Raw genomic sequence first — 12,464 nt, forward strand, 5'->3', positions numbered from 1 at the left:
GAATGCAATGGGTTCGACGGTTCTTAGCGGCACGGCTAAAGCATCGCAGCGGCCAATCTCTGGGCGGCAAGCTGGCAGACAATCCCGTCTGTGGCCAGCAATCTATTCAGTAGCTGTTCTCGCGGCTGTTTGTCTTACTGTTGTTATCCAGCCGAGTTTTAGCATTTGGTTTTCAGCGGATTGGTCAACTGGCAAAGCTGAAACGCGCAACATACATCTAGAGGATGGCAGTCTCGTTCATCTTGGCGCTGGTAGTGCCTTACAGATTGATTTTGACGAGGGATTCCGGCGGGTCAAGCTCCTATCCGGAGAAGCGTATTTTGAAGTTGAGCCCGATAAAAATCGACCATTTCAAGTTGTCGCGGGAAATGTCGATGCAACAGTTCTTGGCACTGCATTTGATGTCAAGATAATGAGTGAAGCCGTAGCTGTCGCGGTTAATCATGGTCGCGTTGCTGTTGATAGTTCCGCTGCAAATCAACAAGTTGGATCGCCGCTGGAAGCTGGAGATTGGGTGCGCATTGATAGTAACGGGCAGGTTGCACGTGGAAATGATATGCCTGAACTGGTTGGAAGTTGGCGCAGCGGCATGCTTGCAGTCAAAGACCAGACCATTTCCGATGTCGTTGATGAAATCCGGCGGCAGTATAAAGGCAAGATAGTCCTGGCCAGCGATGATCTCGGTAATAGGCGGGTAACCGGGGTGTATGATCTTAATAAACCCATGGATGCGTTGACTGCTCTTGTGCAAGTTCATGGCGCACGTATCCGGCAGATCAGTCCCTGGCTGACAGTTGTTTCAACATTTTAAGCGCGTTTTTGAAGAAAATTGAAAACATGAGTATTTTTATCTGAAAAAACTGAAACCTGTTTCGTTCTTTAGGTAAGAGGCTTTCAGGCAATGCAATTGCATTGCTCCTCATACTGAAGAGTGAAGGGTTTTGGAAATGCGTGCTAAGGGCATTGTGAGACGAGGTGTGGTTGCGGCGTTGTGGATGAGTACCGCAGTTGCGATCATTGGAATGGCTACCCCAGCTCTTTCGCAGCATGCCGAGAACAAGTCTTTTACTATCCGCCCACAATCTCTTCAAAATGCTCTCGTTGTTTTTGGACAGCAAGCTGGGATGCAGGTATCAGTTGATGCTTCTGCATTGCGTGGCCTCACCTCGGCAGGTGTTTCCGGATCGTTAACTCCACAGGAAGCACTTACACGTCTTCTGACAGGTTCAGGGTTAGAATATAGATTTGCGGGACCCAAGACAGTTCTGATTGCAAAACCCGGCATACAGGCCAGTGGTTTAAATGCTGAAGGTACCACTGTTCTGAATACAATTACAGTTCAGGGTAGCGGCAACCAGACTGAAGGTTCCAATCTCTATACGATTGAGTCCATGAATTCTGCGACTGGATTGGCGCTCTCGCCCCGAGAAACTCCGCAATCCACAAGTGTGATTACACAACAGCGCGTCAAAGATACGAATGCGCAAAATATTACAGATGTGTTGAAATCCAGTCCTGGCATTTTTGTAAATGAAACAGATGGTTACCGATCAGAACCATATGCCCGTGGCTTTTATATCGACCGCTTTCAATATGATGGCGTGACGATCAATGTGCAGAATGGCTGGCATGGCGAGCATTCCAATGAGAGTGCTTTTTACGATCATGCTGAAATTGTCAGAGGCTCGACTGGCCTTATGACCGGCGCTGGCAATCCGTCTGCTTCCATTAATTTTGTTCGTAAACGTGCTGACTCCAAAACTGCGCAGGGTTCGATCACAGCAAGTGCGGGTTCTTGGGACAATTATCGAACGATTTTGGACTATTCTTCGCCTTTAAATAAGGAGGGTACGGTTCGTGGGCGCGTGATAGGCGTACTGCAAAATAAAGAAGCGTTTTTTGATCGCGAGCACATGAAACGTGGCGCGATCTATGGAACCGCAGAAATAGATGTATCTGAAGATACGCTTGTCACCATTGGCGCGGATTATCAAAAACGAGATACCGATGGTGCGCAGTGGGGTGGAATACCGGCCATGATGAGTAACGGCCAGCCTGCCAACCTCCCGAGATCATTCTCTACATCAACGGATTGGACTTATTATAAAGCTGAGACATGGAATGTCTTTGGGCGCCTTGATCACGAGTTTGATAATGGCTGGAAACTGCGTGCGGATGCGCTGCAACGTGGCAGCAACTATGATATGAAGGGTAACTTTCCGCGTGGGGTACTTAACCCGGATGGTAGTGGGATCAGCTTTGCGCCAAGCTATATGATTGCGGATGCAGAGCAGCGTGTCCTTAATCTTAATCTGTCAGGCGACTTCGAACTGTTTGAAAGACAGCATGACTTCACGGCCGGACTGACGAGTGACTATGCCAAGCAGAATTACTATTTCCGCTCGAGAAAATCGCTCACCCCGATTGCGAACCTCTTCGACTGGAACGGTTCGATGGCAGAACCAGAATGGACAAACCCTTATTACTACCTCACGGAAACCAAACAGCAGGCGGCTTATGTTGCGACACGGCTATCGTTGTATGATGGTCTTCACGCGATCGTCGGCAGCCGGTTTACAAAGTGGGAACAGAACACTTATGGAACCATCGCCACCGGCAATGAAGTTATCCCTTACGTTGGATTGACCTACGATCTGACTGATAATTTGACTGTTTATGCGAGTTATACGGACATTTTCGCCCCGCAAACCAATCTTGACAGGTATGGCAATTTTCTCGACCCCAAAACCGGAAAAAGCTATGAAATTGGATTAAAGGGTGAGTTTCTGGATGGCCGACTGAATGCTTCTGCTGCGATCTTCCGAACGCTCCAAGACAATGTCGCCGTTGCAGATACCGGCTATTACGTGCCCGGCACATCCAGTCAGGCCTATCGAGGGGCTAAGGGTGTTGAAACGAAGGGTATTGAAGCCGAGATTGGCGGAGAGATTGCTTACGGCTGGAATGCCTGGCTGAGTGGCACCTATATGGAAAGCAAAGATGCTGACGGAGTTCGGGTCAATCCACAAATTCCACGCGCTACCGCCGGTCTGTTTACCACTTATGACTTGAAGGATCGCTTGGACGGGCTGACGCTGGGCGGCGGGGTGCGTTGGCAGGGCGGAACATCCAGGCCAATATCTACTGGTACTGAGACTGTAGACTTCAAGCAATCTGGATTTGCGACGGTCGATCTCCTTACAAGATATAAATTTACCGACAGCATGGAAGCACAGCTCAACGTTAACAACGTATTTGATAAAAAGTACTCGCGATTAACAGAAGACGGGCTCCTGTTTTACGGAGCACCCCGCAATTTTAATCTTACTCTAACTGCAAAATTCTGAGCACAGATAATGTGTGATGAGGCTTCCCCGCAGTTACTGAAAAAGCGTCCTGTGCGTCTATCGCGCAGGCAGCTCTTGATTGGGGGGATCGCTGTCCCCTCACTATTCTTTATCGACCCGGCAAAAGCAGACGACGGCTTTCCTGTTACGATCAGGCATTCGTTTGGGGAAACGCTTGTTCGTAAACCTCCCAAGAGAATTGTGACAATTGGGTGGTGTGGCGAGGATCCGGTTATCGCATTGGGCGAAGTGCCGGTTGGCATGACGGGTTATCCTTATTGGCCGGATAAAATCGCAGATTGGAACACACAGTATATTGGGTCTGAAAAGCCAGTTCTGATGAACTATTTGGTAAATTACGAACAGATTGCTGCGTTGCGCCCAGACCTCATTTTATCTGTTTTTTCGGGAATAGATGGGCTTGCCTATCAAAGGCTATCGCAGATCGCTCCAGTTGTTTGCCCTTTAAATGGTGCCTGGACAAGCGACTGGCGTGAGCAAACCCTATTGGCAGGACACGCCATGGGGAAAACGTCGCAAGCGACGCAGTTGATAGATGCGGTTGATCAGTCAATTGATGATTTGAGAACAAGACACCCGGAAATTGCAGGTAAGTCTTTCGCGCTTGTCTCACATTTTCCGCGGCAAAATGGCTTTGATGTCTATTTGTCTGGTGATAGCCGTTTCGTAATGTTTGAACAGTTGGGTTTGCGTCCATGCCAAGGTGTTGTTAATTTGGGAAAGGCGGAAGGCGGTCGATACGTCAAACCGGTCAGTCTTGAGCAGCTTGATGTGCTGGACTGTGACATCTTAATAGCCTGGTTTTCTGAGGGGGCAGAAGCGGCACTGAATAGACAGCCAATATTCCGTACTTTGCCCTCGGTTCAGCGAGGAACAGTTGTGGCTTTAGAGGACCCGGCAGAAATCTGGTCTGTGTTGACGCCGACGGTCCTCTCAATACCCTATGGTTTTCCCAAACTCGTGTCACGTCTGGCTGCTGCCGCGCGTAAATTGTAGTAGCAATAAACTATTCTCTGGTTCCCTACGACATGAAACGGTTATGCGTTAACCATTAGAACTTCGTCGACATACCGAAATTGAAGTTCTGCACCTTATCAGAGTCAGCTTTGGTAATTGGGAAAGCGTAATCGAAGCGCAGAGGTCCGAATGGCGACGCCCACATAAGACTAACGCCCGCTGACGAACGCAACTTCATATCCTCACCGAGTGCCCCACTTGTATCATTGCCATAAATCGTTGCGGCATCTGCAAAAACGCCGCCGCGCATACCTAAGCTATCTGGTACAAGTGGCAGGGGAAACTGTAGCTCCGCAGTTGCGTTGAAATAAGTATTGCCACCAAGCCAATATTTTTTACCGCTGGTCGATTCCTGATAGGGTCCGATATATTTAAAGCCGCGGATTATGTCAGTGCTGCTTTTGAACAAATCAAAAATGCGCGTTCCGTCGCCGCTATAGTCGTAGATATAACCACCACCTACGCCCAGCATACCGACGATATCAGCTTCCTGTGCGAGTGTCTGATAGTAATTGCCCTTGAAAGTCGTCTTGATGTACTTCGCGTCGCCGCCGAGACCTGCAAATTCCTGATTGAACTTTGCAAAGATACCATCATGTGGGTTCTTCATGTCATCAATCGAATTATAGGTCAGCGAATAACTGATCGAAGAACGAATCCAAGGGCTGTTATTGACAGCATCGATAATCGCTGGCGCATAGTAACTCTCAGGGTCGCTCACATCATCATCCAGCGTGTATTTGTCCTGAACGAGATTATAAGCGATACCACCTGTAACGTTCTCGGTGATTGGAAGACCGAGCCGGACCGTACCACCTGTCTGCTCAACATAGTACGTGCTATTAGCCGTATATGTTCTGCGAAAAACATCAAAACCCGCTGCGACACGTGAGCCAAGGAAGTATGGCTCTGTGAACGAAAGCGCATAGTTCTGTACATCATCTGTTCCGACCCCGGCGCTTACTTTTATAAACTGACCACGACCGAGAAAATTGCGCTCCGTTATGGAGGCTTCAACAGATGGGCCGGGAGTATCACCACCTGTTGTATAGCCACCACCGATGGAGAATTCACCGGTCGACTTCTCGACAACATCAACAATCAGAACAACCTGATCAGGCTCTGCACCCGGAGCGGTTGAAACATTGACTGTCTGGAAGAAATCAAGCGCTTCAAGACGACGCTTTGCGCGCTGAACCATGACCTGATTGAAGGCATCGCCTTCATTCATGTCGAATTCGCGACGGATTACGTAATCGCGTGTCTTGTCGTTGCCACGGATTTCAATGCGCTCAACATAAGCGCGTGGACCCTGATCAACGCTATAAACAACCGAAATCGTGTTGTTTTCGAAGTTACGATCACCGCGTGGCTCAACTTTCGCAAAAGCATAACCGCTACCGGCTACGTTTTCGGTGATCGCAGTAACCGAGTCTTCAACTTCCTTGGCGCTGTAAGCCTTGCCCGAGCGGGTCTTTACGAGGCCATTGAGCGCCTGCGTATCAACACCTTCAACGGTGCTTTCAACAGAAACATCACCGAAGTTATAGCGATTACCTTCATCAACATTGATGGTGATCGTGTATTCATTGGTCGAAGGATCAAGCGTCGCGTTTGAAGACAAGACGCGGAAATCTGCATAACCACGGTTGTAGTAGAAACGACGCAGCGCTTCTTCGTCAGCCTGCAAACGGCCTTCATCGTAAACGTCATTACGGGTCAACCACGACAGCGGGTTCGAACGCTTGGTGGAGATGACATCGCGCAGACGGCGCGAACCGTAAGCATTGTTACCGACAAAGTTAATGTCCGCGATCTTGGTGCGACCACCTTCCGTGATCTCATAGACCACATTGACGCGACCTTGACCGAGATCAACGGTACGTGCATTCACGATCGCATCGCTGCGTCCGATATGCGCGTAAGCACCCTTGATGGCTTCCTTATCGGCTTCCATGGTTGCAGCATCATAAGGCGAACGCGCCTTGAGCTGGACTGCACGTGCCAGATCAGGATCCTTGATCTTCTTATTGCCCTGGAACAGGACGTTATTGACGACCGAACGCTCATCAACATGAACGACGAGCGTGCTGCCGGACTGGTTGATGCGAACATCAGAGAACAGGCCCATTGCATAGAGACGCTTTACAGCTTCATCGATGTCATTAGCGTTGAAAGCTTTGCCCGGCTGAATGCCGATATTATCACGGACCGTCTGCGCATCAACACGCGCGTTGCCGCGCACTTCAATGCGATTGACAACAGCAGCATGAGCAGCAGTGACCGATGCAAGAGAAAGCGCAGCCGAACCTGAAGCTACCAGAGCAACTGACATGGCGAGCGCTGAAGCGGCACCAAGAATCTTGGGGTTTTTCATGCAGGATTAGCTTTCTTACGCGATACTAAAAAACGAGGGCCAGACAAGATGTTTATGGAAGGATTTTCCAGAATCTGTGTCTTTGTGCACGCGATGATATTGAGTGTTGCACTGCTTACAACGCGTAATTTGTAACATTTGTTTGCTGAAAGTTGCTCTAGCAATTAAACATAACTGAAGCTGGTAATGCGCGCTAATGAAGCGTATCAGACTTTATCTTGCATACTTTAAAAAGCGATTTTACCAGAAAAAGTACGCCTAAGAATAGTGCTGCTACTATAGCTATCATGATGAAACGCAGGATCAACAACGCACCTGCAATTGTATATATTATGTCCATATAGGTGGCCTGTGAATTGATCGGGTCTATCAGTTTTTTTGGTAGCTTCTGAGCCTATGGTAGGCCTTCACAATGCCGTTAAGCGGTATGGAAAATTCTTTTCTTTTTGAAGAAATGGCGTCGAAACTGATTATTTTTAATTGAGTGCCAGCTAGAATTTGATCCATGCTTTTATCTGCGACCACCATCGGCACAATGCATCCATCTGGAGCGCAGGTGGAAAAAGGTATGCGATGGTCAGATGGTGTATTGTCTATCACCAGAGTAACGCCTTCCGAAACGGCTAGGCCAAAAGGCAATAACAACAATGCCTTATTTGTATCCTTCTTATCAGGTTGCAGCACCTCAATGCCGAGCTGATCGCCAACTTTCTGACTGATTGAACAACGCGGTCCTTCCGCATAACGCCGACAATCAAATGTCCAGTTGCCGTATCTCTCGATTATAGCATCCGCTTCGCTCGACCATTGAGGAGAAGTTCTCACTTCTTCCGCCGTACCAGCCGTTTGACTGATTTCAGTCGTATCATTCTTTTCCGGCACTTCCAAAGCGATTGAAGGCGACGTCATATCGCTCGCGGTTTGCAACGCGGCAGCAGCAGTCCCTACGTCATAAGTAAACGCAGCAACAATCAAAATGTAAAGAAGCTTCTTCATCAAGAATTCGCCAAGTTTCGTCTTAGAGAGGGGAAAACGCGGAGAGCAAATGTCGCCACGCACTGCCGTTTTTTAATTCATTGATTGACCACTGGCGCCAGGCAAGGTCATGACACCACTGCGTGCGATCAGGTCGTCTCAAAGGCTCATCAATTCGATGAGACCCCATTGGATAAGCAACGGAGCCTTCGTCTTCGACGCAGACCGGAACTCCGGCGAGAACAGCTTCAACTGCTGTTGTTGAGCAGTATGTTACGACAAAGCCAGCGTAGGTAAGATCAGTCTGAAGATCACGCCGCGAGCAGATCGCCCCATCAGGCACAGGCGTATCGGCCAAAGGGTGTGGTCTATAGACAACAACGTGCCCAGCCTTTCGCAACTCATCAGTTCGGGACTGTGCCCACTCCACGATATCAAGGCCGTTTAGCGACGAGTCTCCGGGGACCTGCCCTATGAGCAACGCATAGCCTTTTCGCTCCTGCCACGGTCGCAAATGATGGCTGAAATGCTTCTCCCACCGTTCACCGCCATCATTGGCTGGCGGAAAATGGCCTCGATTGTTGAAGCCATTCAGCGCGAGGCTGACCCACTCATTGCGTGGTTGGATGAAACCACGCTCCATCACAATGAGCGGCGTATTCTTTTGCTGCGCCATCTTAATGATTTTGGGGCGCTTCCAGCTCCAGATCACAGCTATATCGGCATTACTTGGCTTCCACTTAGGGCCGACTTCGGTTTTGATTCCGGTTCTCTGCATCCCGCGGCGCAAAGCATCACTTGCCTCAATTCGATATTGAAACTTGGGATAGGAAAGCCACGAACCCGGGTAGTAAGGCCAACCGCGGGGATACGTGTGAAAGCTGGCAGTCCGTAAATACAATTGTCTGTCTTTCGAATAACTGGATGCTCGGCTTGGACGGCCAAGTGAAAAAGAACGCGTAAGGAAAATCGGATTTAGTTTCCCGAAGAAGCCCCAAGTGGCTCTCTCTCGATATGAGGACCAGATCCAAAAGGCGGCCTGGGCATCAAATGCGGCATTGGATTCAGAACCGCTTGTAATTTTTCCAATTGGTCCGCTCGCAAGGTTGCTGACAATTTCGCCAAAGCATCCTTAAATTTTGCAGCATCCTGCCCATGACGGATTGCGTCATCGGCTTCCTGATGAAGCAGGCCCATCACATCAATATGTGCCGGGGAAAAATCTTTTGGTTTTGGCGGTTCGCGCATAGCAATGAGCGATGTTGTGAAACCGATCCAAGCTTCGTTCTGCCCGGATTCCAGACCGATATATGTCGCAACTGCATTCAGTTCCGCAGCCAAAGCAAGTCCCGGATGGAGAGGTGGCTTCTCGCCCATCCAGGGCTTATTTGCCGGATTAAAGGGCGGTTGCCCTTCTGGAGAGGAACCTTCAAATTCATGCGGTGGAAAATTCTGAGCAAATGCGAATTGTGGGATAATAGCTATCTGCGTGAGCAGAAGCGTAGCCAAAAGATAGCGCTTCACGATCTTTCCCTTCATATTCAAAACATGAAGAGGCTAATTATCGCAGCTGTGTAATTCTCTTCCGTCCAGCATGTTTCTGAACGTGAAAACGGCACCGAAATTTGTATCCCAACATTGCTGAACGCTATTCAGCAATGTTGGGATACAAAAAAGCTCAGCCAAAACTGACAAACTCATTATAAATGTTTCCATAACAAGTGATGGAACTCAATGAACGCGCAGCCACATATCTTAATTGTCGATGACGACCCAGAAATACGCAGCCTCCTGTCTCGCTATATCAGTGAGCAGGGTTTTCGCGTTTCTGTTGCTGGTGACCGCCGCGAGTGCGAACGAAAGTTACAGGAGACAAACCCGGATCTCTTAGTTCTGGATGTCATGTTACCCGATGGTTCAGGGCTGGATATTTGTCGGCGGCTGCACAATGAAAACTCAACCCTTCCAGTAATCTTATTGACTGCACTTAAAGAAGACGTTGATCGGATTATTGGGCTGGAAATCGGCGCTGACGATTATCTCGGAAAACCTTTTAACCCGCGTGAACTGATAGCGCGCATAAAGGCCGTGCTCCGCCGCACACAGCAACTTGGCACATTGCCAAGCGACGAAGTCACAATTTATCATTTTGGCGAGCTTACACTAAATCCGCAGCTGCGGACTGTGGTTGTGGCGGATTGCGGCGCAGTCGATCTGACTGCGGCTGAATTCGACCTTCTTAAAGTGTTTCTGGAAAGACCGGGACGGCTATTATCACGTGATCAGCTTTTAGATTTTACCCAAGGACGCGGACGCGGCCCACTCGACCGTTCCATCGATGTTTTGATGAGCCGTCTGCGCAAGAAGCTGGAGCCTTATCATACGTCCGACGTGTTCAAGACAGTGCGCAATGGCGGATATCAAATGACACTACCCGTCTCAACATCCGTTGTTAAGCAATGAACTCACTTCGCAACCGAATAGCCCTCTTGCTGATCTGCGTCATTATAATGGTCGTTGGATTGGTCATTTTTGCGGCCGATCGTGTTTTAAGTCCACCGCCTCAGCCGTTAATGTTTGATCCAATCGCGCGCCAGATCGTCGTTGCTGCTGCACTCGCCGAAGAAGACGCAGATAAGGCGAGATCTTTGGGAGTGCGGATCGAAACTGCGCCTGATATTCAGGACGTTGACGAAAGAGCAACCGACTTTATTGCTAAATCTCTTCGCTCAAGTGGTCGCAATTGGGAAATCATTGTCAGCCATACCGAAAACCCACGATCTGATGCTGTTTCCGTCTATGTTCAGCCGGGCAAATGGCTGATTACTCAAATACCCCGCATGGGCCCGCCTCCGGGCAGAAACAGTATTCTGGCGATGTGGGTCGTTACGATTATTCTTGGTAGCGGTTTGCTCGCTTTATGGGCCGCGAACAAAGCCACAAAATCATTGCGCCTTCTCGAAGATGCCGTCTCCCATATTGGACCTGACGGCACGTTAAACCATGTGCCCGAAACAGGGTCAGCGGAAATTCGGGCGACAGCGCGCGCACTTAATAATCTGTCGCTTCGCCTGAAGAATGCGATGGAAAGCCGTATGCGTCTGGTCGCGGCTGCAGGCCATGACTTGCGCACGCCCATGACAAGAATGCGATTGCGCGCCGAATTTGTTGCAGATGCACAAGAGCGTGCGAAATGGCTTTCGGATCTCGAAGAACTGGACCTGATTGCTGATAGCGCGATCCGGCTTGTGCGCGAAGAGGTTGGCGGCGCTGAAGAAACGCAGCCTTTGCGTGTCAACGAATTGATTGGCGGTCTTGTCAGTGAGCTTTCAACCCTCGGTTACTCAGTAGAACTCAGCAAACGTGATTATGATAAGCAAACGACTGTCGTTGCAAACCCGATTGCATTAACCCGCGCATTGCGAAATCTCATCATCAATGCAGCCACACATGGCGAGCACGCCAAAGTGTCGTGGTGCACAGATGGAAAGAATGTAGTCGTTCAAATCGAAGATGATGGCCCCGGGATACCCGAGGAGATGATTGAACACATATTCGAGCCTTTTTTCCGTGTGGATGCAGGTCGGCGCAAGAAGCATCCCGGTGCGGGACTCGGCATGGCAATTGCCAAGGAAATAATCGAGCGTCTTGGCGGCACCATCACTGTTGAGAATAAAACGCCCAAGGGTTTTATGCAGCGCGTCATGATAAAAGCCGCTCGGAAATAGAAGCCGAGAGCATGTTGCAAACAACATCAAAGCGAGCCGAGAAACATTCGGACAACAATCATTACAAAACGAAACTTGCTTTAGATGTGGCTAAAAGTAAATTGAATGTGGGTGCGGCAGTACCCAAAACTGATCGGACAACATATGTATCTATGGCCCGCAAGACCCCGTGCAATGTTCTCCAAAATGATCAGCTTACGCGACGCAAAGTTCACTTTGCCCATCGCATAAAAGCCGGGGACGCATGGTATCCGAACCTTCTGCGTCCTCGGCATTTTCATTGCCTCTTCCAGAGAGGAAGGTTTGGTGGTCAGGCTAACTCCGTGTCATCAGACCAAAGATCAATCCGGGCGTTCCGTGCTTTCAACAGGCAAAATGCCGCTTGTAAAGATCGCGATACATTGACTGAGATAGGCACGTCTTTCCGTATCCGATGGCCAGAAAAGCTCCTGCCTGTGTTTGATGATGATCGCGCCGAAAATCATATCCATCAGGATTTTTGCAGCATTCCAAGGATCGCCGAGAACAATCCGTCCAGCATCCTTTTGCCTTTGCAGCCAATCTGCAAGCAAACGACGCGAATATTCTCCTCCGCGCTCATGCAGCACTTCTTCAAGCTCAGGAAAGCGCTCTGCTTCCAGACGCACAAGACGGATGATCGCAAGGCGCTCATGGTCCTGCTCTTTGCTCAAATCCAGCAGGAATATTGCCCAGAGCGCGTCAAAGATCGACAAATGGTCATAGTCGCCGGGCAGCGCAAGCATGGTCTTACGATGGTTGTCGATGATTGCCGAAAAGATATCGCTCTTACTTTTAAACAAAGAATAGAGCGTTCGTTTAGAGATATGGCAATTAATAGCGATGTCATCCATCGTCACATTCGCGTATCCATTAGCAATAAAAAGATCACGCGCAAGATGTGCAATTTCAACGGTACGCTGTTCATCAGATTTCGTTTTTGGACGGCCGCGTTTTGCTTTCGTTTCCGTCATCAGGCCC

Annotated in this window: 10 protein-coding genes; 5 read left to right on the forward strand and 5 right to left on the reverse strand. The window is 49.3% G+C overall.

The genetic code is table 11. The features are described 5' to 3' along the window. Nucleotides 1-7 precede the first annotated feature (7 nt). The 3 genes from J2782_RS17040 (at nucleotide 8) to J2782_RS17050 (ending at nucleotide 4,364) form a co-directional block, all read left to right on the forward strand. Nucleotides 8-811, forward strand: a complete 804-nt coding sequence (locus tag J2782_RS17040) for a FecR family protein (RefSeq protein WP_310014727.1) — start codon at nucleotides 8-10, stop codon at nucleotides 809-811. Between the two features lie 184 nt (nucleotides 812-995). Further along, nucleotides 996-3,347 carry a TonB-dependent siderophore receptor gene (locus J2782_RS17045; RefSeq protein WP_310014729.1) on the forward strand — a complete coding sequence of 784 codons (2,352 nt, stop codon included), beginning with the start codon at nucleotides 996-998 and terminating at the stop codon, nucleotides 3,345-3,347. Nucleotides 3,348-3,356: 9 nt separating this feature from the next. After that, entirely contained in the window at nucleotides 3,357-4,364 is a 1,008-nt protein-coding gene (locus J2782_RS17050; RefSeq protein WP_310014731.1) for an iron-siderophore ABC transporter substrate-binding protein, read from the forward strand. Between the two features lie 55 nt (nucleotides 4,365-4,419). On the opposite strand, the gene bamA is transcribed toward J2782_RS17050, so the two are convergent. The 4 genes from bamA to J2782_RS17070 form a co-directional block, all read right to left on the reverse strand. Then, on the reverse strand, nucleotides 4,420-6,762 hold the full coding sequence (bamA, locus tag J2782_RS17055; protein WP_310014732.1) for an outer membrane protein assembly factor BamA: 2,343 nt from the start codon (nucleotides 6,760-6,762) through the stop codon (nucleotides 4,420-4,422). A 369-nt stretch (nucleotides 6,763-7,131) separates the two neighbouring features. After that, complete coding sequence (locus J2782_RS17060; RefSeq protein ID WP_310014735.1) at nucleotides 7,132-7,758, reverse strand: invasion associated locus B family protein; 627 nt, start codon at nucleotides 7,756-7,758, stop codon at nucleotides 7,132-7,134. 22 nt (nucleotides 7,759-7,780) lie between these two features. Beyond that, complete coding sequence (locus J2782_RS17065; protein ID WP_310014736.1) at nucleotides 7,781-8,515, reverse strand: hypothetical protein; 735 nt, start codon at nucleotides 8,513-8,515, stop codon at nucleotides 7,781-7,783. A 197-nt stretch (nucleotides 8,516-8,712) separates the two neighbouring features. Further along, nucleotides 8,713-9,261, reverse strand: a complete 549-nt coding sequence (locus tag J2782_RS17070) for a hypothetical protein (RefSeq protein WP_310014737.1) — start codon at nucleotides 9,259-9,261, stop codon at nucleotides 8,713-8,715. Nucleotides 9,262-9,471: 210 nt separating this feature from the next. Here J2782_RS17070 and J2782_RS17075 point away from each other — a divergent pair, with 210 nt between their 5' ends. Both J2782_RS17075 and J2782_RS17080 read left to right on the forward strand, forming a co-directional pair. Next, the gene (locus J2782_RS17075; protein ID WP_310014738.1) at nucleotides 9,472-10,200 is read left to right on the forward strand and encodes a response regulator; all 729 of its coding nucleotides are present in this window, start codon (nucleotides 9,472-9,474) and stop codon (nucleotides 10,198-10,200) included. A 110-nt stretch (nucleotides 10,201-10,310) separates the two neighbouring features. Next, nucleotides 10,311-11,465, forward strand: coding sequence for a sensor histidine kinase (locus J2782_RS17080; protein WP_310014741.1), 1,155 nt, complete (start codon nucleotides 10,311-10,313; stop codon nucleotides 11,463-11,465). A gap of 341 nt (nucleotides 11,466-11,806) precedes the next feature. Here J2782_RS17080 and J2782_RS17085 read toward each other — a convergent pair whose 3' ends face one another. Then, complete coding sequence (locus J2782_RS17085; RefSeq protein ID WP_310014743.1) at nucleotides 11,807-12,457, reverse strand: TetR/AcrR family transcriptional regulator; 651 nt, start codon at nucleotides 12,455-12,457, stop codon at nucleotides 11,807-11,809. Nucleotides 12,458-12,464: the final 7 nt, after the last annotated feature.

Source organism: Brucella pseudogrignonensis (genome assembly GCF_031454375.1).
GTDB lineage: Bacteria > Pseudomonadota > Alphaproteobacteria > Rhizobiales > Rhizobiaceae > Brucella > Brucella pseudogrignonensis_A.